The 23229-nt window shown below is 62.3% G+C and carries 20 protein-coding genes and 1 tRNA gene; 6 read left to right on the plus strand and 15 right to left on the minus strand.

All coding sequences use genetic code 11. The annotated features are described in order from the left end of the window. Positions 1 to 38 precede the first annotated feature (38 nt). Positions 39 to 464 (plus strand): hypothetical protein, encoded by a 426-nt coding sequence (locus F758_RS0127565; RefSeq protein WP_024510917.1) that lies wholly within the window; start codon positions 39 to 41, stop codon positions 462 to 464. A gap of 54 nt (positions 465 to 518) precedes the next feature. On the opposite strand, the gene F758_RS44655 is transcribed toward F758_RS0127565, so the two are convergent. The 3 genes from F758_RS44655 to exbB are packed head-to-tail and all read right to left on the minus strand — an operon-like array spanning position 519 to position 2756. Further along, the gene (locus F758_RS44655) at positions 519 to 1307 is read right to left on the minus strand and encodes an energy transducer TonB family protein (RefSeq protein WP_035723253.1); all 789 of its coding nucleotides are present in this window, start codon (positions 1305 to 1307) and stop codon (positions 519 to 521) included. A 19-nt stretch (positions 1308 to 1326) separates the two neighbouring features. Then, a complete protein-coding gene (exbD, locus tag F758_RS0127575) occupies positions 1327 to 1800 on the minus strand; it encodes a TonB system transport protein ExbD (RefSeq protein WP_024510918.1) in 474 nt (157 codons plus the stop codon). 17 nt (positions 1801 to 1817) lie between these two features. Next, a complete protein-coding gene (gene exbB / locus F758_RS0127580) occupies positions 1818 to 2756 on the minus strand; it encodes a tonB-system energizer ExbB (RefSeq protein WP_024510919.1) in 939 nt (312 codons plus the stop codon). A gap of 530 nt (positions 2757 to 3286) precedes the next feature. Here exbB and F758_RS53375 point away from each other — a divergent pair. Beyond that, positions 3287 to 3694 carry a DUF2946 family protein gene (locus F758_RS53375; protein WP_084305676.1) on the plus strand — a complete coding sequence of 136 codons (408 nt, stop codon included), beginning with the start codon at positions 3287 to 3289 and terminating at the stop codon, positions 3692 to 3694. Between the two features lie 202 nt (positions 3695 to 3896). Further along, positions 3897 to 6092, plus strand: coding sequence for a TonB-dependent receptor (locus tag F758_RS0127595; RefSeq protein ID WP_084305680.1), 2196 nt, complete (start codon positions 3897 to 3899; stop codon positions 6090 to 6092). Positions 6093 to 6372: 280 nt separating this feature from the next. Here the strand turns inward: F758_RS0127595 and F758_RS0127600 are convergent, their stop codons facing one another. From F758_RS0127600 to F758_RS0127615, 4 genes are all read right to left on the minus strand, one after another. Continuing rightward, on the minus strand, positions 6373 to 7062 hold the full coding sequence (locus F758_RS0127600; RefSeq protein ID WP_024510922.1) for a Fe2+-dependent dioxygenase: 690 nt from the start codon (positions 7060 to 7062) through the stop codon (positions 6373 to 6375). An 8-nt stretch (positions 7063 to 7070) separates the two neighbouring features. After that, positions 7071 to 9623: a TonB-dependent receptor gene (locus tag F758_RS0127605; protein ID WP_024510923.1), complete on the minus strand. Its 2553-nt coding sequence runs from the start codon at positions 9621 to 9623 to the stop codon at positions 7071 to 7073. Positions 9624 to 9830: 207 nt separating this feature from the next. After that, positions 9831 to 10070, minus strand: coding sequence for a hypothetical protein (locus tag F758_RS0127610; protein ID WP_024510924.1), 240 nt, complete (start codon positions 10068 to 10070; stop codon positions 9831 to 9833). 152 nt (positions 10071 to 10222) lie between these two features. Beyond that, a complete protein-coding gene (locus F758_RS0127615; RefSeq protein ID WP_024510925.1) occupies positions 10223 to 11455 on the minus strand; it encodes an MFS transporter in 1233 nt (410 codons plus the stop codon). On the opposite strand from F758_RS0127615, the gene F758_RS0127620 reads away from it, so the two are divergent. Next, positions 11454 to 11717, plus strand: a complete 264-nt coding sequence (locus F758_RS0127620; protein WP_024510926.1) for a hypothetical protein — start codon at positions 11454 to 11456, stop codon at positions 11715 to 11717. The genes F758_RS0127615 and F758_RS0127620 overlap by 2 nt on opposite strands. A 213-nt stretch (positions 11718 to 11930) precedes the next feature. On the opposite strand, the gene F758_RS0127625 is transcribed toward F758_RS0127620, so the two are convergent. Further along, complete coding sequence (locus tag F758_RS0127625; RefSeq protein ID WP_024510927.1) at positions 11931 to 12392, minus strand: MarR family winged helix-turn-helix transcriptional regulator; 462 nt, start codon at positions 12390 to 12392, stop codon at positions 11931 to 11933. Positions 12393 to 12541: 149 nt separating this feature from the next. Here F758_RS0127625 and F758_RS0127630 point away from each other — a divergent pair, with 149 nt between their 5' ends. Then, on the plus strand, positions 12542 to 13711 hold the full coding sequence (locus F758_RS0127630) for an efflux RND transporter periplasmic adaptor subunit (protein WP_024510928.1): 1170 nt from the start codon (positions 12542 to 12544) through the stop codon (positions 13709 to 13711). Further along, the gene (locus tag F758_RS0127635; RefSeq protein WP_024510929.1) at positions 13708 to 16851 is read left to right on the plus strand and encodes a multidrug efflux RND transporter permease subunit; all 3144 of its coding nucleotides are present in this window, start codon (positions 13708 to 13710) and stop codon (positions 16849 to 16851) included. The genes F758_RS0127630 and F758_RS0127635 overlap by 4 nt, the downstream gene beginning before the upstream one ends. 52 nt (positions 16852 to 16903) lie before the next feature. Here the strand turns inward: F758_RS0127635 and F758_RS0127640 are convergent, their stop codons facing one another. The 7 genes from F758_RS0127640 to F758_RS0127670 all read right to left on the minus strand — a co-directional run bounded on the left by F758_RS0127640 (position 16904) and on the right by F758_RS0127670 (position 23218). Beyond that, complete coding sequence (locus F758_RS0127640; RefSeq protein ID WP_024510930.1) at positions 16904 to 17623, minus strand: ABC transporter ATP-binding protein; 720 nt, start codon at positions 17621 to 17623, stop codon at positions 16904 to 16906. Further along, positions 17620 to 18387 carry an ABC transporter ATP-binding protein gene (locus F758_RS0127645; RefSeq protein ID WP_024510931.1) on the minus strand — a complete coding sequence of 256 codons (768 nt, stop codon included), beginning with the start codon at positions 18385 to 18387 and terminating at the stop codon, positions 17620 to 17622. Before F758_RS0127645 ends, F758_RS0127640 begins: the two co-directional genes overlap by 4 nt. Next, a complete protein-coding gene (locus tag F758_RS0127650; protein WP_024510932.1) occupies positions 18377 to 19375 on the minus strand; it encodes a branched-chain amino acid ABC transporter permease in 999 nt (332 codons plus the stop codon). Before F758_RS0127650 ends, F758_RS0127645 begins: the two co-directional genes overlap by 11 nt. Then, complete coding sequence (locus F758_RS0127655) at positions 19375 to 20238, minus strand: branched-chain amino acid ABC transporter permease (RefSeq protein WP_024510933.1); 864 nt, start codon at positions 20236 to 20238, stop codon at positions 19375 to 19377. Before F758_RS0127655 ends, F758_RS0127650 begins: the two co-directional genes overlap by 1 nt. A gap of 83 nt (positions 20239 to 20321) precedes the next feature. Further along, complete coding sequence (locus F758_RS0127660; protein WP_024510934.1) at positions 20322 to 21572, minus strand: ABC transporter substrate-binding protein; 1251 nt, start codon at positions 21570 to 21572, stop codon at positions 20322 to 20324. A 424-nt stretch (positions 21573 to 21996) separates the two neighbouring features. Next, positions 21997 to 22070 (minus strand) — tRNA-Gln (locus F758_RS0127665). A gap of 260 nt (positions 22071 to 22330) precedes the next feature. Then, complete coding sequence (locus F758_RS0127670; protein WP_024510935.1) at positions 22331 to 23218, minus strand: 2-hydroxy-3-oxopropionate reductase; 888 nt, start codon at positions 23216 to 23218, stop codon at positions 22331 to 22333. Positions 23219 to 23229: the final 11 nt, after the last annotated feature.

Here is a 23229-nt window from a genome sequence, read left to right on the forward strand (position 1 = left end):
GAGAGAAAGCCGAGGGCACCTTGGTCAAAGCTGCAGATATGATGATCGCGCGCCGCGCCGACACCAGGGCCCGCGCCGATTTCGCGACCTGGAAAATGATCGCCAAACTCAATGGTGCCTCCTCCCTTCCCGCCGACGCCCAGAATTTTCTCGCAAGCTACAAGGCCCTGCTCAAGGACATGGGCGAGGCGGATGCAACCGAAGCCACTATCCGCCAGATGTACGCGACGTATTATAAAGAGATGGGCGGGGCCGGCACGCCGCCGGAGGTCCGCCCGGCTCCGACCGCACCGGTGGCCGACAATGTCACGGCCTTCAGACGGCCGGCGGCGCGATCGAAACCGTCCAGCTTTCGCGCAAGTTTCGGCTTCGGCGGGCAAGGTCAACAGCAGCGGCTTCCGGTGGCGCTGATCTTCACTTGCCTCGTCATCGTCTATGTCGGGATCAGGTATTTCTGGCGTTAGGGCCAAGTTCCGCGACTGACACTCCGCAGTTTCGCCTCGGCGGACGATTGCCGCTCATTTGGCGGCTTTGAAGTCCACCGGCAAACTGAAAGAGAATTGATCGTCGGTGAGGCCCGCGGGCGGCGGAGGTACCGGATCGGAACGGCGGACCATCGCAATCGCCGCCGCGTCGTAAGCGGCATCTCCCGACGATTCCGCGACATCGACCGAGACCACGTTGCCTCGACGGTTCAGCACAAGATTCAAACGCACCTTCGCGGCCTTGTTCTTGCCGGCGGGGAACCGCTTGTGCAGTTCAAAGTAGGCGCTGATCTTCCGGCCCCAATTGGCGGTGAGCCTCAGCTTGTCCTTGCCAATGCCGACATTGGGCGCCTTCGCCTTCTCCGACTCGACGGCGCTGTCCTCGAGCGACTTTCGCGAGCTCTCTTCCGAGTTCTCCGATGCCTGGCTGGCCTGGGTCTGCACCGCCGCGACCTTGGCCTCATCCTCTTTGGGCTTCTTCGAATCGTTCGTGGTTACGACGCGATCCGCATCGCTCGTCTCGTCCGGAACATCCTTTGGCAGATCCGTCTCCTTGACCTCGGTCTTCTGCTCCGCCACCTCAGGCGAGGCTTGCGAAGCGGAGGAGTCCGGTCCGGCCGGGAGATCGTCGTCGGGGACCTTTGGCGAGGCCATTTCGAAGCCGATCTCAACCGCATTCGCGCCAAGGCCGTCGTCGTCGCTCTCGATGCTACGATGCGACAACGCGAACGCTGCTCCGCCGAGATGAAGCGCCAGCGAGGCGACGCCGGCGCAAATCCACAAGCGCCGCGACGACGTGCGTCTGCTGTCGAGATCACCCATCCTGATGCCGTCCTCGCGATTACGGCTTTGCAACCGCGGCCGGCGGCGACTGCCCGGATGCCGCCGGCACACCCTCGAGCGCCACCAGCTTGATCTTCGCGTAACCGCCCGCACGAAGGATTTCCAGCACGTCCATCATCTCGCCATAGGGCACGGCGCGGTCCGCGCGCACGAAAATGAAACGGTCCTTACTGGCGTCGGCCATTGCATCGAGCGAGCGCACCAGGTCGGGGCGTTTGACAGGCGTCTCCCCGATCGCCAGCGACAGATCGGGCTTGATGCTGACATAGGTCGGCTTGTCGGGCTTCTTCTCAGGTGTCGCCGTCGATGTCGGAAGATTGATCGGCAGATCGACCGTCGCGAGCGGCGCCGCCACCATGAAGATGATCAGCAACACCAGCATGACGTCGATGAATGGCGTGACGTTGATATCGTGGGCTTCCGAAAACTCCTCGTCGTCGTCCAAGCCGCCTTCCGCGATCGAAGCGCCCATCGCTTAAGCTCCCCCGCTCACTCCGCCGCCCGCGCCAGCACACCACGATGACCGCGATCGAGATCGCGCGACAAGAGGCGCGCGGCGGCGCCGGAAGCACGTGCGACCAGCTCGAGATAGGTCTTGGTCACGCGCGCGAAATGATTGTAGATGAGGACGGCCGGGATCGCCGCCGCAAGGCCGATGGCGGTCGCGAGCAGCGCTTCCGCGATGCCCGGCGCGACCACCGCAAGATTGGTCGTCTGCGCTTTTGAGATCCCGATAAAACTGTTCATGATGCCCCACACGGTGCCGAACAGTCCGACGAAGGGCGAGGTCGAGCCGATCGAAGCCAAGAGGCCCATGCCCAGCCGGATGCGACGCGCCTCCGCGCGCGAAATCTCCGCAAAGCTCGATGCGGCGCGCTCCTTGATGCCGCCGTCATTGGCGATTCCCGCCGACAACCGCGCCTCCTGCATCGCTGCGTCAAGAAGCTGTGACAGCACGACATCGCTCCCCCCGAGCGCGAACTGCGCCTCGGCCAGCGACCTCGCCCCGCGAATTTTCCCGAGCGCCGCGGTTAACTTGCGCCGGATCACCGACAGCTCGATCGTCTTGCCGATGAAGATCGTCCAGGTCATCAGCGAGGCGAAGGCGAGCCCGCTCATCACGATCTTGACCAGGATATCGGCGGACAGGAACATCGACCATGGCGACAGCTCGTGCAGCGACGGCTTCAGCGCCTTTGCCGCGCTATCCGCGTCGGCTGTATCTGCGCCCGCCGCGCTGGCAGAAGCCGCCACCGGCGCCGCGCTTGCCGGAACTGCAGGTGCTTGCGTTGGATTTTCTCGTTGCGCCAGCGGCTGGCTCACAGCGGGTGCCTGCTGCTGCGCCTGGGCGGACTGCTGCGCCAACACAACCCCTGCCTGCGATAGGATCGCGAGGGCGGTAACCCAATTAAGAATTGTTCTAAACATTGCCGCACCATCTCCGACCAGCGAGGCCTGTGGTTAAGCCGCTTGGGCGGCACGGTTCAAGACCCGGCGACAGGTTTGAGAGCGAATCTAAGTTGAAAGCCGGTTAGCATTCTCTTCCGCGGCGATGTTGCGCGGCTGAAAACGGCTAGGCGAGGAGCCAGCAGCGCTTCGGCGAGCCCGGGAATCGCCACGGCCCGTCTCCTTGCGCTCCGGGTGATCTTCCATCGCATCACAGCCTTGCAGATCTCGATTGCTGCGAACAGCACCGCCGCTCAATTCGCTGGGCAACGCGCAAAATGCCGCAGGATCATCCAAGCAATCCGATGAAAATATCGGGCCCGATGTAATTTGTTCGTCACATCGAGGATGAGGCTGCAGCATCTTGCGCCAGCTCAAATGCCGCCCTCGCCAGGCGTGCTATCCGTGATTCAGTTGGGCGCCGTGATCTCAGCCCCGATTGCCATTCTGATCCGGAAGGATATCCTCCGTGCCGACGGCAATCGGAGGGCCGCGCGCTCCGAAGTGGGGTGATGAAAAAGTTTCTAACGCAGCTAAGGGACGGTCCGACCCGCGTCGTCGTGGCCTGGGCGGTTGCCTTTGGCTTGTTGCTTCAGACTCTCCTGCCCGTGCTCGCGCTCCATGCAAGGGCACAAGCGTTGGCGGATCCCGATTTTGGGATCATCTGCAGCGGGAGTGGCGGTGATCATTCGGATCAGGTCGGTGGTCCGAAGCCGCTCGACGATACGCATCCAAACGATTGCTGCTCGGTTTGCGCGCTGATTCACGCGAGCCATCTTGCCGTCCCACCTCCAGCGGCGGCGCACGTCTTCCCTTGGACGGCGCAAGCGCAACCGATCCAAATACCTCGGGATGATCGGGGCGCTGTCGCGACGGCCTCTGTCCCCTACAGCTCCCGCGCACCGCCGCGAGCGTCCTGACACCCTTTCTCTAGCAGCCTGTCAGACCGTTTCCTGTCCAGGATTGAATCCTCGGCGGTTCAATTCGCATGCGCGGAGCACAATTGTGTTCGAAATTCCCAAGCCTAACTCTACACCCGTCCAAATATTGTCCGACTTCAAGCGATCCGCCGCGCCGCGCGCATTCACTGCGCGCACGGCCCTCGCGGCCCTCGCCTCGGCTATGTCGCTGAGCTCGACGCTCGTACAGGCCCAGGCCGAGGCGTCGCAGCCCCTTCCCGGAATCGTGGTGCAGAAGCCAAAGCGGAAGCCACATCTCGTGCAGCCCGCCACAGCCGCACGTGCGACTCCGGCGGAGGCGACGGTCGCATCGACGCCACGGACGCCGGATTTGGCGACGCCCGCCAACACCGCAACGCTGTCGGGCGAGGCCATATCAGACCGCGAGCTCGCGACCAGCGACAGCGCCGCGCTGGTGAATGATATTCCCGGCGGTGCCGTCTGGGGAGCGGGCGGGGTTTCCAGCCTTCCGGCCCTCAACGGCATGGGTGCCGATCGCGTTCAGGTCGCGATCAACAGCATGCTGATCAGTCCCGCTTGCCCCAACGAAATGAATCCGCCGCTCTCCTTCGTCAATCCGTCGATGATTGCCAGCATGCGCGCCTATCTTGGCGTCGCGCCGGTCAGCGCGGGCGGCGACTACACGGGCGGCAAGATCATCGTCGAAACCGCGCCGCCGAAGTTCCCGCTGGAATCCCAGGGCTGGGTCAGCAGTGCCATGCTGTCGGGCTTCTTTCGCAGCAACAACAACAGCTATGGAGTCGATGCCTCCGCCTCGATCGCCAATCACGACACCAGCATCAGTTATACCGGTGGTTGGGTCCGTGCCGGCGACTATCACGCGGCCGACGGCACCACGGTCAAGTCGACACTATACGAAACGCAGAATCACACGTTGACCATTTCCAAGCAGACGTTCGGCAACCTGTTCTCCGTACAGGTCGGCGGCCAATTCATCCCCTATCAGGGCTACGTCAACCAATACATGGACATGGTCTATAACCGCGGCCTGTTCGTGAACGGACGCTATGAGGGCGCATTCGACTGGGGAACGGTGGAAGCAAGCGCTTTCGCACACCAGATCCGGCACACCATGGGTTTCATCGCGCCGGACAAGGTCGGCCAGATGCCGATGGATACAAAGGGATCGGACGCCGGCTATTCGTTTAAGGCGACCGTCGCTGCCTCTGCCCGGGATGTGGTCCGCTTCGGCAACGAACTGTACCACAATCAGCTCAGGGACTGGTGGGATCCGGTCGCGGGATCGATGATGATGAGCCCCAACGCTTTCGTCAGCCTCAATGACGGCACACGCAACCGACTCGGGACGTTCGCCGAATGGGACCACAAGTGGAGCCGCGAATGGACCACCCTGATCGGCCTGCGCAACGACGTCGTTTGGATGAACACCGGCAATGTGCAGGGTTATAACATGATGTATGCCGCCGATGCCGCGGCATTCAACGCGCTTGACCACGCGCGGACGGATGTCAATCTCGACGGCTCCGCGCTCGTCCGATACGAGCCGGATCAGCTCAGCGTGTTCGAACTCGGCTTCGCCCGCAAAACCCGTTCCCCGAATCTGTACGAGCGCTACGCCTGGTCCACCAACATGATGGCCATGAACATGATCGGCTGGTTCGGCGACGGCAATGGCTATGTCGGCAACATCGATCTCAAGCCGGAGAAGGCCCACACCGCGAGCATCACCGCCGGCTGGCACGATGCCGCGCAGAAGGATTGGGACATCAAGATCACGCCGTACTACACCTATGTTCAGGACTATATCGATGTCGATCGTTGTTTCACCGCGGCGACGTCGATGTCCTGCGGCGCCATGAATCTCACCGAGCGGAACGACTTCGTATACCTGCGCTTCGCCAACCACGACGCGACGCTCTATGGCGTCAATCTCTCGGGTAAGGTCGCACTGTGGGATAATGAAAGCTACGGCCGGGGCGTCTTTCGCGCGGCGCTTAGCTATACTCGCGGCCAACGCACCGACGGCATCGACCTCTATCATGTCATGCCTGTCAATGCGAAGTTGGGGCTCGACCACACGCTGGGTAACTGGACCAACAGTGTGGAACTGCAACTGGTGGGACCGAAGGACTTCGTCAGTCTGGTTCGCAATGAACTGACCACGCCATCCTACGCGCTGGTCAACGTCCGCACCGGCTATCAATGGCAGCAGGTCCGTATCGATCTCGGCATCGACAACCTCTTCAATGAATACTACGTCCTGCCGCTCGGCGGCGCCGACCTCACCGATTACAAGGGCGCAGCGGGGACGCTCTATGGCTTCAACGTGCCCGGACCGGGCCGCTCCTTCAACGGGCGCCTGACCGTGCAGTTCTGATCCAACGCATCGCCGCGCAAGCTGCGGCCGGAATGGAGCTTCTGGTGAATGCCTGAGCCTCACCGACCGCAGTCGCAACGGTCTTCGGCAAAGACCAGCTTGGCTTCTAAAGCATCAAGCTGCAGAGCCGGTCGAGCGCCCTCAACCGGGCCCGCCATTGCGAGGAGCGAAGGCGACCAGACTGCATCCGCGGAGAAAATCTGGATTGCTTGGCTTGCGCTCGCAATGACGTCGGAAGTTGGGCGCGCGTCCCGTCGATTCGCCCGGATCGGCGACTGCTCTAAACCTCGGCCCAGTAGCGGATGAGGTTGTGATAGATGCCGGTCAGCTTGACCGTTTCGGGGTCATCGCGCCCCAGCCGCTCCGCCAGCGCCTGAATCGCGGTGTCGAGGTCGAAGATCATGCTGCGCGCATGAGCGTCGCGGATCATGCTCTGCAGCCAAAAGAAGGACGCAACGCGCGCGCCCCGCGTGACCGGCGTTACCATGTGCAGGCTCGAAGCCGGATAAAGCACGAGATCGCCGGCGGGCAGCTTGACTTCGTGAGAGCCGTAGAGGTCCTCGATCACGAGTTCGCCGCCATCATATTCCTCCGGTTCGGACAGGAACAGCGTCACCGACAGATCGGTGCGAATGCGAAGGCCCGTCAGGCGGTCGCCGCGAACGGCATTGTCGACGTGAATACCGAAACGATGACCAGCCGCCGCGGTGTAGCGATTGAACAGCGGCGGAAAGATATGTTGAGGCACCGCGGCTGAAAGGAAACGCGGATTGGCCGTCAGTGCCGAAATGATGCGGTTGCCGAGCTTGCGTGCCGCCTCGCCGTCCGGCGGCAATTGCTCGTTGCGCTTGACCAGCGCCGACTGCGCGCCCGCTGTGGAGCGGCCGTCCTCCCAAGCCGAGGCGTCCATGATGCGGCGGAAATCCGCCACATCCTGCTTGCTCAAAACGTTGGGAACACAGATCAGCATGAGCGTCGTCAGTATCTTGCCGAGACGACCAGATAGGCGGCGCGGCCGGGCGCTTCGAGCACGAACGGCGCCGCGCTCTGGTAGAAGGCGTCGTAATAGCGCTTGTCGAAGATGTTGTTGACGAACAGCTTGACCGTCCAGTGCTTATCGATCTTGGCTTCCGCGAACGCGTCGAAGCGCCAATAGCTCGGCAGCGACGTCCCCTGGTTGGCGGCGAGCAATGTGCCGCCATACATCTTCGAGCGGTAAACCGCCTGGCCGCCGATCTCCCACATGTCATCCAACTGATATTTGGAGAGCATGCTGAAGGATTGATGCGCAACGTTGGCCAGCGGCAAGCCCACATTCGTCGTGTAGAGCGTGGTGTTGGCCGGCGGCACCAGCGACTTCGTCACTTCCGATTGCATCAAGACCAGGCCGCCAAAAACGCTCCATTTGTCCGTGATCTTGCCGCCGACTTCGAGATCGATGCCCCTGATGCGATAGGCGGCGCCGGCGGTTATGCAGGACACCGTGCCAATTGTACCGGTCGGATAGGGACAGGCCGCCGTAGCGGTGGCGGGAGACGTGATGTTTCGCGATTCGCGCGCGTTTTCCTTCTCTGTCTGGAACAGCGCACCGGTGACCAACAGATGCCGGTCGAACAATTCCCATTTGTTGCCGATTTCAATCGCCGTGTTCTTTTCAGGCCCAAAAATCTGGTTGGAGGCGCCGTTGAGGACCGGTGCCAGTCCCCCGTAGGTCGAACTGGTCCCGTCGAACTCGGCTCCGACCGGATTGGACGACGTCGCATAGGCGACATAGACGCTGGTAATCGGCAGCGGCTTCAGCGTGAGACCCAGATTGAAATTGGGCAGACCGAAATCGGCGGATTGTGAGCCGAAGACGTTGGCGACGCCGTTCACCGTGCCGTAGCCTGATGTCGCGATGCTGTAGTCGTCGTAGCGGATACCGCCATTCAAAATGACGAAATCATTGTAGTTGGCGGAATCGAGCAGGTAGACGCTCTTGGTGTCGATGTTGACCTTGGTCGGGAATCCCGTCAGCGTCGGCGTTCCACCAAACGGCAGCAGGGTATATTGCGGATAGAACACGCTGACGCCGGTGAGCGAACCCGAGCCGCTGAAGCCACCGGGCAGCGCCTCCGAGCTCAGGCCGGCATATTTGTCGATGCTGGAGGTTTCGCGGGAGACTTCCACGCCTCCGAGCGCGGTGTGATGCCAGCCATCGGTGTTGAACTTGTAAGTCGCCTCGGTCTGGTTGGCGAGCACTTCGGTCGGCTGATAGCGGCTTTGGGGATTGGCGCTCAGCGTCGATGCGGACAGCGGATTTGTGAGAACCGGCGATTCCGGGATGGTCCCGATATAATTTAAGGTCGACCGCGACGCCCTCACCTTGTCGCTGATGGTGAGATCGGGAGTGATCTGCAGCTCGGTGTTGACTGTCCCGATGTCCTGACGGACCTGGAAGAAGTCGCGGTTCGCAAAACCGTAGAAATTGTTGCGATTGACACCGAAATCCGGGAATGGTCCACCGGCGGTGCTCGCCGTGCTCGGCCGGTAGTAAGGCACGCCGAAATCGGGCAAGCCGTGGATGTCGGTGTGGATGTAATCGGCGGTGATCTTGACGGCGTCAACGGGCGTCCATTTCGCCGCGATAAAGCCGCCGCTGCGGTCGTCGGTGACGTAGCTCCGGCCGGCGATGCCTGCGTCCTGAAACAACCCGCCGGCGCGAACCGCAAAGGTCGGGCTGATCACCTGGTTGATGTCGAGCACGACCCGTTTGGTCTTATCCGTGCCGAACGTCGTGTCCATGTTGTAGAAGCTGTTTTCGGTGTTCGCCTGCTTGGTCACGATGTTGATCGCGCCGCCCGCGGTACCGCGGCCAGCGAAGGAGGAAGCGGGTCCGCGCAGGATCTCGACCTGTTCGGTGAAGAAGTTTTCCCGGACGCTCACCCCGGAATCGCGCACCCCGTCGATGAAGATGTCGTTTCTCGCGTCAAAACCGCGGATGAAGAAGCGGTCGCCGAAAGCATTGCCGCCCTCGCCCGTGCCAAGCGTGACGCCCGCCGTGCTCAGCACGGCCTGCTTGAGATTGGTGGCGTTCTTGTCTTCGAGCACTTCCCTGCTGAGCACGGTCACCGTCTTCGGCGTGTTCAACAGCGGCTCGGGGAATTTGCCCGACGCCTGCAGATGATCGACCTTGTAAGGTGCAGCCGGATCCGCATAGGGATCGCGATCCGGCGGCAAACCGCCGGCATTGGGGAACGGCACCGCCGCCACGCGCTGTTGCTGCTGTCGCGCCGCGCGGCGGAGCGCATTGCGGGCGCGAACCTGCTCCTGCGTCGGCTTTGAGGCGGTAGGCCGCGGATGCGCGACCGGTGCATCGACCGTCACCGGCGGCAGATTTGATTGCTGCGCCTCGGCTCCGGACACTGACGCCACCGCGATCAGCCCTGCGACCGCGGAGACTTTCTTCCCGGAATTACCGTCGAAATTTTCGCTCACCATGCCGACCGTTGCCAATGAACGCAACGATCGCGGTGTGACCGCCTGCCCCATATTCACGCGCCCCGCGACTTTAGTGTTCAATGGCGCGCAACAAGCGTGCGCGCCGGGGCCTTGGTATCGAGCGAGAATTTCGTGGTCAACGCGATCGGGACGCGAAGACGTTTGAAAAGGTCCAGATCAAAACGATTCTAATTTGTAGTTTGAAATCGTTCTAAAAGAGGTTTGTAAGCGTTCTAAAGAGCGCTCAACGCGAACGCATTAGTCACTGCTCGGCGGCTTCATCAGCGAGAACAGCTCGTCGACCGTTTGCTGCGCGATGAGCCTCACGCGATCGGCATTGTTCGTGCCGGCGATATTGACGCCTTTCACCACCGCTTTGATCTCGTCGCGAAAATCGGTGAGGAACCGCAAGGGATCGCGCGAATCATTGGCCACGCGCGCGATCAGCCCCGTGATCAGGATCTGGCACGCGATCATCTTTCCGTTCAACTCGTCCATCCACAGCTCCACGCATTCGTGCGTCGCGTGGTATGACCGACGCGCCGCCGGCTTACAACGGGAGCGCCGCACATTTGAATTCGTTCTAAATTGAGGAGCAGCGCTGCGCCGGCACCGCGCCCAAAGCCAGGGCGAAACTCTCCGCGTTCGAGCTATTCCAAGCGATCGACCCGGCGGAGCGCGGGGAAAAGCCTCATCCAAATCAGCGCCACCGCGATCGTACCGATGCCGCCGAGCAGAGCTGCAGGTACAACCCCCAAGAGGGACGCGGCGATGCCGCTTTCAAACTCGCCGAGTTGGTTCGAGGCATTGATGAACAAGAAATTCACCGCGCCGACCCGCCCGCGCATGGCGTCCGGTGTCATGAGCTGAACCATCGAAACACGAATGACGACGCTGACGGTGTCCGCGGCACCCATCGCTGCCAGCGCAGCGATCGAGACCGGCAGATTGCGGGAGAGCGCAAACAGAATGGTCGCAGCGCCAAAGGCCAGCACGGCTTTGAACATCAGCAATCCTACCCTGCGGGAAAAGGAATGGCGCGCCAGCACCGCCGTCATCGCAAGCGCCTCTACCGCGGGCGCGGCCCTCATGACGCCAAGTGCCCACGGGCCGGCCTGCAGAATGTCGCGGGCATAGATCGGCAGCAGCGCCGTTGCACCGCCGAGCAGCACGGCAAACAGATCGAGTGAGATGGTGCCGAGAATGACCGGATTGGACCATACGAACCCGAATCCCGCAAACAGCTCAGCAAATGTCGGCGACTCCGCCTTCGCGGCGGATCGTTCCATTCGAATTGCGCCACCGCATAGGGCTGCTCCAAGCCAGAACAGTGCCATCACGGCAAACGGCGCGGCCGGCGCGACCGCGTAGGCAGCGCCGCCGATCGCGGGGCCGGCGATCGTTCCCATCTGCATGGCGCCAGTGGCGAGCGCTGTCGCCCTTTGCAGCATTCCGTTCGGCGCAACGCCCGGCAACAGCGCGGAGAGCGCCGGACTCTCGAATGCGGTGGCCACGCCGAACACCGCCAGGACCGTGAAGATCTCGGGCGTCGTCAACGATCCGGCCATGCTCCGCCACGCAAGGTAGACTGCGCCAGCGCCTTGCACATACTGACAGAGCTGAATGACCCGGCGGCGATCATAGCGATCGGCAGCATGCCCCGCGACGAAAACCAGCAGCGCGCTCGGAATAAATTGAACAAGTCCCGAGAGTCCCAGGTAGAATGCACTTCCCGTCAGTTCGTAGACCTTCCAGCCGACGGCTACGGTTGCGATCTGGCAGGAGAATTCGGAAAAGCTGCGGGAACAGAGATAGAGCAGCAACGGCGGATGTCGCGTCAGGGTCGCGGCTCCGCTCTGCGCGAGCGATTGATCGGAAGCCATGGCCTCAAAACTTTCGGCTGGGAAAGGCGGAACGTGTTCGGCGCGTGATGAGGGCTGCCTGAGCCGCCACTTTTACGCGCGGGGCGTTACAACCGAGCACGCCGCGACGAGGCCGCAGGCAGCGGACCTTAAGTCCTTCAAGGTTGAAATCATCGAAACGATAGAGGTCGCGACAATGGAAAACACCGGCGGTACAGCCGCCGACCCACTGCCGCGGCGGCAGCTTGCGAACTGCAATCATCTTCTCTCTTTGGGATTTTGACGGGTCGGTCACGTGATTAAAAAAGGGCGCATCGCTTCCGACCTCGTCGGTTGATGCGTTGCTTCACGTGAGACGCTTACGGCTGATGACAGCGCATTGTTTGTAGCCGCGCGTTTTCGCTCCCGCAAGCGCTGCCAGAACAAGCCGATTTATAATCGCTCAAAAATGCAGAGGCGCGTTTTGCGCGAACGGCGCGCGTGTCCGCGCACCCCGCTACTTCGCCGCGACGTGCCCCGACGGATCAGACAACGTCTTGATGCGCTCCTTGATGTCGCGCAGCGCGGTTAGGCTGGTTTCGATCGCTTCAGTGGAGACGGTGTCGAGAACATCGGTGGCGATGGCATCGCGCAGGCTGTCGAGATCATCGACGAGCTGACGGCCTTGTGGAGTCAGAAACAGGCGATTGGCGCGCCGATCCTTGGGATCATGACGTCGTTCGAGCAGGCCATGTTCGACCAGCCGATCGAGCAGACGCACAAGCGAGATCGGCTGCAGCTCGAGCACATCGGCGAGATCGACTTGCGACAATCCCTCCTGTTCGCGCAGTCGAAACAGCACGATCCATTGCGCACGGGTGGTGCCCTTTGCCTTGGCGCGGTGATCGATATAGTTGCGCAGGAGTCTCGAGCTTTCGACGAGCTGTGAAATGAGCTTCCGTTTCAGGTCGAGCGACATGACTCCGGCGTTCCCTCGAAGATTGCCAATTGTTTAGGATTCTCAAGCCATAGTGTGTTTACACATAAAGTGCACGCATACTATATCTGGTCTCGCTGGGAACGGTTTTGAAGACCCATTATTCTTATCCTTTCAGCCCATGAGCCGACATGAAGAAGTCGCGGACGATCTGGTGGATGTTACTGCTGGTGGTGATCGGCGGTGCCGGCTATCTGGGCTGGCAGCACTATCAAGCCTCTGAAGCAGCGAAAAGCGCACAGCAGGCGGCCGCTGCACGACCCAAGGCAGTTCCCGTCAGCACGGCACCGGCCGAAAAGGCCGATTTTCCAGTCTATTTGACCGGGCTCGGCACGGTTCAGGGCTTTAATACCGTGCAGGTGCGCACCCGCGTCGACGGGCAAATCGACAAGGTCGGTTTCCAGGAAGGGCAGTTGGTCAAGCAGGGCGACCTGCTCGCCGAGATCGATCCGCGCCCGTTCCAGGCGGCGCTTGACCAGGCAAAGGCCAAAAAGGCGCAGGATGAGGCGAATCTCGCCAATGCCAATCTGGACCTGCAGCGCTACACCAAGCTCGGCGAGTTTGCGACGCGCCAGCAGACCGACACCCAGCGCTCGACCGTTGCCCAGCTCACCGCGCAGATCGCGGCCGACGACGCTGCCATCGCCAACGCCCAGACCCAACTCGATTACACCCAGATCAAGGCGCCGATTTCAGGCGTGGTCGGCCTGCGCCAGGTCGATATCGGCAATATCGTCAATGCCGCGACCCAAACCGGTATCGTGAGCATCGCACAGGTCGAGCCGATCGCAGTCATCTTCACCGCGCCCGAAGACCAGCTTCCTTACATCAGCGAGGCTCAGGCGGTCAGTCCGCTGAAGGTGATCGCGATCACCACTGATGGCAAGAAGGTGCTGGCGGAGGGCAAGCTCGCGGTCATCAACAATCAGGTCGATACGACCAGCGGGACTATCCGGCTGAAAGCGGTGTTCGACAACAAGAACCATGCGCTGTGGCCCGGCCAATCGGTCTCCACGCGCCTTCTGGTGAAGACATTGAAGGATGCCACCGTGGTCCCGGACGACGCCATCCAGCACTCAACCAACGGGCTCTATGCCTATACGGTAGGCAAGGACAACAAAGCCGAATTGCACAAGGTCAAGGTCAGCTATTCCATCGACGGCCGCACGGTCGTTGATGAGGGCCTGACGCCGGGAGACCAGGTGATCACCGGCGGCCAGTTCAAGGTCCAGCCAGGCACGCTTGTCTCCACCGCGGTGGCGAGCACCGATGCGGCGCAAGGCAAGGTTCGGCAGGAATGAACGGCGGCGGAATTTCGGCACCCTTCATTCGCTACCCCATCGGCACCTCGCTGTTGATGGCGGGGATCCTGTTCGTCGGCCTGGTGGCCTACCCGTTGCTGCCGGTCGCCCCATTGCCTCAGGTTGACTTCCCGACCATTCAGATCACCGCGACCTTGCCGGGCGCCAGCCCCGAGACCATGGCAACCTCGGTGGCGCAGCCCCTGGAGCGGCAGTTCGCGCAGATTCCCGGCATCGCCCAGATGACCTCGACGAGCTATCTGGGCACCGCGGCCGTCACCATTCAGTTCGATCTCAACCGCAACATCGACGGCGCTGCCAATGACGTTCAAGGCGCCATCAACGCGGCGAGCGGCCAATTGCCGAAGAACCTCCCCTCGCCGCCGACCTACCGCAAGGTCAACCCGGCGGACTCGCCGATCCTCTTGTTGTCGGCAACGTCGGACACCCTGCCGCTGACGACCGTCAGCGACGCCGTCGACGCCCAGCTCGCGCAGCAGATCAGCCAGATATCCGGCGTGGCGCAGGTCATCATCGGCGGGCAGCAGAAACCATCGATCCGCGTGCAGGTCGATCCGGCCAAGCTGGTCGCCAAAGGCCTCTCGCTCGAGGACGTCCGCAGCCAGATCGCGCTGACGACGGTCGATAGCCCCAAGGGCAATATCGACGGGACCAAGCGGGCGTACACCATCTACGCCAACGACCAGTTGCTCGATTCCAAGGACTGGAACGACGTCATCGTCGCCTATCGCAATGGCGGCCCCTTGCGCATCCGCGACATCGGCCGGGCGGTGACCGGACCTGAAGACGCCAAGCAGGCGGCCTGGGCCAACGGCAAGCGTGGCGTGTTCCTCGTCATCTACAAGCAGCCGGGCGCCAATGTCATTGAGACCGTCGATAAGATCAAATCGCTCTTGCCTCGGCTGGTCGCCGCGATTCCGCCCTCGATCAAGATCGAACTGATTAGCGATCGCACTCAGACCATCCGCGCTGCGGTCGAGGACGTTCAGTTCACCCTGGCGCTCACCGTCGCGCTGGTCGTAATGGTGATTTTCATTTTCCTGCGCAGTTTCTGGGCGACCGTGATTCCGGCAATCACAGTGCCGCTCGCGCTGTTAGGCGCTTGTTCCCTGATGTGGGTGTTCGGCTACACGCTGGATAATTTGTCGCTGATGGCGCTGACGATTGCGGTCGGCTTCGTCGTGGACGATGCCATCGTGATGCTGGAGAACATATCGCGCTACATCGAGGAGGGCGAAAGTCCGCTGGCCGCCGCCTATAAGGGCGCGGGCGAAATCGGCTTCACCATCGTGTCGATCAGTATCTCGCTGGTTGCGGTGCTGATCCCGCTCCTGCTGATGGGCGGTATCATCGGTCGCCTGTTCCGCGAATTCGCGGTCACGCTGGCCATGACCATTTTCGTGTCCATGGTCGTGTCGCTGACGCTGACGCCGATGATGGCATCGCGCTTCCTGCGCGCCCATGGCGAGGTCAAGCACGGCCGGTTCTATCAATGGAGCGAGGCGGCGTTCGACGCCCTGCTGCACGCCTATGAGGGCGGGCTCGACCTCGCCATGCGCTGGCGGCGAACCACGCTGGTGATCTTCTTCGCAACCCTTGGGCTGTCGGTCTACCTATTCATGATCATTCCCAAGGGCTTCTTTCCGCAACAGGATAACGGCCTGATCACCGCGACCTCGGAGGCCGCGCAGGACATTTCCTTCCAGGACATGGTGAAGCAACAGGAAATCCTCGGCAAGATTGTGCAGGAGGACCCGGCTGTCGCCACGGTTGCGATGGCGATCGGCGGCAGCGGCCGCGCCGGCAATAACGGCAACCTGTTCATCACCTTGAAACCGCGCGACCAGCGCGACGCCTCGGCGCAGCAGATCATTGCCCGCCTCCGTCCCAAGCTCGAGAAGGTCGTCGGCGCCCGACTTTATATGCAGGCGGCGCAGGATGTCCGTCTCGGCGGCCGGCCGACGCGCACCCAATTCGAATTCACGCTGCAGGATGCCAATCTCGACGAGCTCAACGAATGGGCGCCGAAGATTCTGGCGAAGATGCAGACCTTGCCCGAGCTGCGCGATGTCGCCACCGACCAGCAGACGCAGGGCACCACGCTGACGCTCAAGATCAACCGCGACACCGCCTCACGCTACGGCATCACCCCGCAGCTCATTGATGACACGCTCTACGACGCCTTCGGACAGCGCCAGGTCACGCAATATTTCACCCAGCTCAACAGCTATCACGTGATCCTGGAGATCCTGCCGGAATTGCAGGGCAGGATCGACTCGCTGGACAAGATCTACGTCCGCTCGCCGAGCACGGGCGATCAGGTGCCGCTCTCGGCGTTTGCGAGCTGGACCAACGCGCCGGTGCGGCCGCTCTCGATCAGCCACCAGGGCCAGTTCCCGGCAATCACCATCAGCTTCAATCTCGCCCAGGGCGTGGCGCTCGGGCAGGCGACCGAGGCCGTGCAGAAGGCCATGACCGATCTCGGCGCGCCGGCGACACTCAACTCAAGCTTCCAGGGCACCGCGCAGGCGTTCCAACAATCGCTCGGCACCGTGCCGCTGTTGATTTTGGCTGCGCTGGTCGTGGTCTATCTGATCCTAGGTATTCTCTATGAGAGCTACATCCATCCGATCACGATTCTATCCACCCTGCCCTCGGCCGGCGTGGGCGCGCTCGCGATTCTGATGGCGTTCGGCTACGACTTCAGCCTGATCGCGCTGATCGGCATCATTCTCCTGATCGGTATCGTGAAGAAGAACGGCATCATGATGGTCGACTTCGCGATTGCCGCCGAGCGCGACGAGCATATGACCTCCGAGCAGTCGATCCGGCAGGCGGCGCTGCTGCGGTTTCGTCCCATCATGATGACGACCATGGCGGCGCTGCTCGGCGGCGTGCCGCTGATGCTCGGCACCGGGACCGGCTCGGAGATCCGCCAGCCGCTCGGCTATGCGATGGTCGGCGGTTTGCTCGTCAGCCAGGCGCTGACGCTTTTCACGACACCGGTGATCTACCTCTATCTCGACAAGCTCTCCAACGCCTTCGCCAATTGGGGCCGCTCGGACGTGGACGGCGAGCGCGTCGACGAGCATCGCGCGGTCAAACAGGCGGCGGAGTGAAGTCCGCCGCGGTGGTGGACGAAACAGGACGGGTGATGTCTCCCATCGCCGGTTACACCGTCCCCAGATAGGCCCGTTGCACCTGCGGATCTTGCGCCAGGGCCGCCGCGGTGCCGGATAGCACGCTCTTGCCGACCTGCAGCACGGTGGCAAATTCGGACACCTCAAGGGCGAGCTCGATGGATTGCTCAGCCAAGAGGATGGTCAGGCCCTCCCGGTGCAGCCGGCCAAAGGTTTCGTACATCGATTCCACGACGGCCGGGGCGAGCCCGAGCGAGGGTTCATCCAGCATCAGGAGTTTCGGGTCGCTCATGAGCGCGCGCCCGACCGCAAGCATCTGCCGCTCGCCGCCCGACATGGTACCAGCGCGCTGATTGCGGCGCTCCTTCAATTTCGGAAAGATCCCGTAGACGCGCTCGAGCAGCGCGGCCCTGCGCGCCTTATCGCCCAGCGACGTCGCGCCCAGCAGGAGATTGTTCTCGACGCTCTGCTGCACGAACAGCCGCCATCCCTCCGGCGACAACGCCAGCCCCTTGCGCACGATCGCAAACGCGCTTTGGCCGCCGATCTCCTCGCCGCGAAATGTAATCGAACCGGAATGCACGGGGATCAGGCCGGCGATCGCGTTCAAGGTGGTGGTCTTGCCGCCGCCGTTGGAGCCGAGCAGCGCAACTACGCTGCCCTTGGGCACTTCGAGGGACACGTCGGAAACCCCGATCAGATCTCCATAGCGAACCTCCAGATGCTCGATCTTGAGCAGAGCTGCCCTCATGTCACGGGCCCGCCCATCAGTTCGACCGGCGTGTGGCCGGCGGCCGCCTTGGCGGCGCGGGTGCCGAGATAGGCCGCGATCACGTCCGGATTGCTGGTCACCTCGCGGGGTGACCCGCGCGCGATCTCGCGGCCCTGGTGAAACACCATGACCCGGCTCGCCAGCGCCATGATCACTTCCATGATGTGTTCGACGATCACGAGGGTGACGCCGGAGCGGTGGATGTCGCGCACCAGATCGATTGCGAGCTGCACCTCCCGCTGGGTCAATCCGGCCATCGCCTCGTCGAGCAGCAACACTTTTGGCTCGGTTGCCAGCGCGCGGGCGATTTCCAAACGCTTGCGGCCGGGCGTGCCGAGCGACCGCGCCTGGGACTCGGCGAGCCTGATCATGCCGACGCGATCGAGCACGGCGCGCGCTTTCTTCTCGGCTTCCGCGCGATGCGGGGCCCGCAGAAAGGCCCCGATCATCACATTCTCCAGCACCGTCATGCCCTCGAACGTCTGCGGCACCTGGAAGGTGCGGGCGAGCCCCAACTGCGCGCGCGCTTCAGGCGAAAGGCCGGTGATGTCGCGTCCTTCGAACAGCACCCTGCCTGAGGTCGCCGCCAGATCACCGGTCAGGCAGTTGAAGAAAGTGGACTTGCCGGCGCCGTTGGGTCCGATCAGACCCAGGATATCGCCCTGCTCCAATGTGAGGCTCGCCGCATCGACCGCCCTGAAGGTACCAAAGGCTTTGGTGAGACCGTGTGCCTCAAGGAGCATGGCTTGCTCCTGCCTGCAACGCCTTTTGCTTGCCCGGAGCCCTGCCGCGCCGCTCCAGCTCGCGCTTGACCAGCGTGAGAATGCCGCCGGGCTGAAAGCGCGCAATCAGTACGATGATCGCGCCATAGACCACAAAGGTCAGCCCTGCGCCCTGCCCGCCCAGCAGGCTGTTGGAGATCTCTTCCAGTGGCACCAGGATCGCGGCCCCGACCAGCGGTCCGAACAGCAGGCCAGCGCCGCCCAGCGCCGCCATGATCAGGATCTTCACGGAAATCAGAATGCCAAGGCCCGACTCCGGGTCGACGAAGCCGAACATCATGGCATAGAGCGCGCCGGCGACGCTGGTGAGCCCCGCGCTCAGCATGAAGGCATAGAGCTTGGTGCGGCTGGTCGGCGCCCCGAGCGAGCGCGCGGCACGTTCGGAATCCCTGATCGCGCGCAAGTAAAATCCCATCCGGCTGTTCGCCATCCACCAAGTAATGAGAAGCGTCACCGCGAGCACGACGAGGAAAAGATAATAGTACGGCAGTGCGGAGATAAAGGAGAGATCAAAGACGTTGCGCGGCACGGTCGGGCCGCTCAGGCCGACTGCCGCGCCGAGATAATCGGTGTTGGTGACGACCAGCCGCACCAGTTCGGCGACCGCAATCGTCGCCATGCTGAAATAATGCCCGGACAGCCGCAGCGTCGGCACGCCGACGATGGCGGCAATGCCGGCCGCCAGCACGATCCCGGCGGGAATGCCGACCAGCGGCGACAGGCCGAAATGCGCATAGGCGCCCATCGCCGCATAGGCGCCGCAGCCGAAGAAGACCGCGTGCCCAACCGATACCTGGCCGGCGTAGCCACCGATGACGTTCCAGCTCGAAGCGGCAATGGCATAGAGCAAGACCAGCGCGCCGAGCCGCTGCAGGAACGGCGTCGAAAACACCAGCGGATAGGCTACTATCAGCGCCAACAGCAGCGCGGGCCAAAGAAAACGGCGCATCACGTCTTGCCCATCAGCCCCTGCGGCCGGAACCACAGGAAGGAAAGGAACAGCACGTAGACGACGATGTCCTTGTAGACATCGCCGATGAGATAGGCGGAGAGTGACTCGATGACGCCGATCAAAAGTCCAGCGATGAGCGCGCCGGGCACGCTGCCGAAGCCGCCGAGCGAAACCGTGACGAAGGCGACGATGCCCAGCGTCTCCCCGACCGTGGGCACGATATAGAAGAAGGTCGCGATCAGCGCGCCGGCGAGCCCCGTGGCGCCCGCCGCAATCGCCCAGGCAATCGCCTGCATGGTGTCGGGCCGGATCCCCATGAGTTGCGCCGCGGTGGCGTCTTCGGCTACCGCGAGCATCTTCGAGCCCAGCGATGTGCGCGTCAGCAAGAGGTGCAAGCCGAGCGTCACGAAAAGCGCGACCACACCGGCGAGCAGCCGTGAGGCCTCGATGCGCAGGCCCAGGAAGGCAAAGGTGCCGCCCACGATATCCTGCGGCAGCGAGAGAAAATTCGCGCCGAACCACCAGAACACTGAATAGCGCAACAGCAGCGCGAGCCCGAACGTGCCGAGGATCTGCGCCAGCATCGGCCCCTTCATGATGTCGCGGATCAGGGCGAAATAGACCACGACCCCGAGCAGCGCCAACAGCAGGGTCGCGAACGGCACGCCGGCGAGCGGGCCGACACCGAACAGCGTGAACACCACGAACGCCGCATACATACCGAGCATGACGAAATCGCCATGGGCGAAGTTGACGATGTTCATCATGCCCCAGACCAGGGTGAGCCCCGAGGAAAACAGCGCATAGACCGCGCCCAACAGGAGCCCGCCGACGATTACCTGGACAAGAATAAAGGACATCTGGCCGCGCGCCATTGCGTGGAAGCGATTGCCGCCTGGTTCAAACAGCGAGGGCGGGACATCTCAGTCCCTCCTCGAACCAATCACCAGCCTTTGTAAGGCAGGACCGGCGCCTTCGCGGCATTGGCCTTCGGCCACACCGGGACGTAATTTTCGCCGTCCTGCAGCTGAATGATCACGGCGGAGGCGAGGATGTTCTGGCCCTTCTCGTCGAACTTCACGCCCTTATAGCCCATCATCAACTGGTTCGGCTTGAGATCCGTGGCCCGCAGCGCCGCCTGGATTTTGGCCGGATCGGTCGAGCCGGCCCGGTCGATCGCGTCCACCAGCACAAAAAAGCCCTGCATCTCGCGGCCCGCGGTGTCATCCATCTCGTCGCCGCTCTTCTTCCTGTACATGTCCGCGATGATTGCCGTCGGTGAGCCTGGAGGTCCGACGCTCCAGGAGGAGCGATTGAGGACGCCTTGCGAAATCTTGCCGACAGATTTGATGAAGGACGGGTCGGAATAGCCGGAATCATCGCAGAGCAGCATCGGGGGCTTGTAGTCCTGGGCCTGCATAGTCTTGGCAAACAGGATCGCATCCGACGTGTAGCTGATCATAATGACGACGTCGGGCTTCTTTTCCTTGAGCTGCAACACCTGGCTCTGCAGGTCTGTCGCGTTTGAAACATAGGCGATATCGAGAGGATTCAGGCCCTTTTCCTTGAAGCCTGCGGCGATGGTGTTCGCGACCGAAGTGCCGTATTCGGTGTTGTCATGGACCAGCGCGATGCTGTCCGCCTTGATGCCCTGCGCCTTCATGTCGGCCAGAAAGTCATAGTAGACCTTCACGATATCGGTCGCAATCGGCGTCGTTCGGAAGAACCATTTGAAGCCGCGCTCGGTGAGATTGGCCGCGACCGACTCCCCATTGACGAAGGGGATCCCGTATTTCTCGGCAATGGCGCTGGCCGTCAGCGTGATGCCGGATTGATACGCGCCGGTCAGCGCGACCACTTTTTCCTCGGTAATCAGCCGCAGCGCCTGGTTCTGCCCGGTAGCGGGGCTGCCCTGATTGTCGGCGAAGATGACCTGGACCTTGGCGCCGCCGAGGCCGGCAAGACCGGCATTCTTGGCGAGCGGCAAATCGCCAAGCTCGGGATGCGCGTTGTTGATGATATCCTCAGCGACTTCGAGCGCGGCTTTGGCATGAACGCCGGCGCTGGCGGCGTTACCGGTCATCGGAAAGATCGCGCCGATCTTGATGACCTTGTCCTCGGCCAACGCCCGACCCGTCAGCCCAATCGCGATCGCGGCGGCGCAGACGAGCCCGAGGAGCTGTTTGAATTGCATCCGATGGCCTCCCGAAACGTGGTCCCAATATCAATTTTTTAGAGGGCGAGACGCGCGTGCAGCACAGCCCTTCTTTTCTTGCAGCATTACATGCGCCATAGGCCCCGGCAAGCTGATGCATCGGGCACAATGCGTTTGTGGCGCTAGATCGTTAGTCGATAGCGCGTGCGCCTTGCCGACAGGTAGAAGCATGCTCGCACGGCGGACGTCTCACATCGTGAAAGCCTTGCGCGCACGAAGTCCTCCCCGGAAGGGACTCGATCGAAAGCGCCTGGCCACCAATCGCTCGCCCCAATGTCCCGCGCCGCCGCGCGGTTTCGGCGCCCGGCGCATAAGGGGCTGGACGTTCGCCGAGCACGAACCGACGGCGGCATCAAGCCGACCACAAGCCTGGAGGTCTGGGATGCGGAGGGGGCAGATATGCTGGCTGGGGAACCTGGATTCGAACCAAGACAAACAGAGTCAGAGTCTGTTGTGCTACCGTTACACCATTCCCCACCGAAGATGCTGATATTGCAGCACTATTTTCGGTAATTTTGCAAGGCCGGCCAGGAGTTTTGCAAATCGGCCAGCCCGACGGGGTCCATATAGCGTCGTCGGCGTTCGCGGTCTAGTCCTCCTTGTTGACAAGGCGCAGCCGCTTCCGGCCGTCCTGAGCCTCCGGCGGGGTCTGTCGCTGCCATCACGAGTACAAACCCGTAGCAGATGGTCATCTGCATAGGCGATCCAGGAAAAAGGAGCTGGGAGCGGCGTGCAGGTCAGGCGGCCGCGACTTCGTGGCCGGCCATCACCTCCAGCGCTCTCAAAATGGCCGAATGATCCCACGCTTTGCCGCCAAGGGCGGTACAGGCATTGAATAGCTGCTGGGCTGCGGCGGTACCCGGCAGGGACAGCCCGAGCGCTCGCGCGCCTTCCAACGCGAGATTGAGATCCTTCTGATGCAGCTCAATGCGAAAACCCGGATCAAAATTCCGCTTCAGCATGCGCTCGCCGTGCACTTCGAGGATCCGGGACGACGCAAAGCCGCCCATCAGCGCTTGCCGCACCAGCGCGGGATCGGCGCCGGCCTTGGAAGCAAACAGCAAGGCCTCGCTCACCGCCTCGATGGTTAGCGCCACGATGATCTGGTTCGCAACCTTGGTGGTTTGGCCATCGCCGTTGCCGCCGACCAGCGTGACATTCTTGCCCATCTTGTCGAACACGGGCTTCATCATGTTGAACGCGCGCTCCTTGCCACCGACCATGATGGTGAGGCTTGCAGCCTTGGCGCCGACCTCGCCGCCCGAGACCGGCGCGTCGAGATAATCGGCCCCGAGCGCTTCGATCCGCCGCGCGAACTCCTTGGTCGCAAGCGGCGAGATCGAACTCATGTCGGTAACGATCATCCCCTTCGAAAGCCCTTCCGCGACGCCGCCTTTCGCGAACAACACCGCCTCCACATGCGGCGTGTCCGGCACCATGATGATCACGGCATCGGACTCCTGCGCCACCTGCTTGGCGGAGTCGCACACGACGCCGCCGGCCGATATCAGCTCCGGCGCGACAGGCGCGACGTCGTGCAGCAACAGGCGATGCCCTGCCGCCAACAGATGCTGCGCCATCGGGCGCCCCATGGTGCCCAGGCCAATGAAGCCAATGTTTTTCATCCTGGTCGATC

The organism is Bradyrhizobium sp. ARR65, from assembly GCF_000472385.1.
Lineage (GTDB): Bacteria > Pseudomonadota > Alphaproteobacteria > Rhizobiales > Xanthobacteraceae > Bradyrhizobium.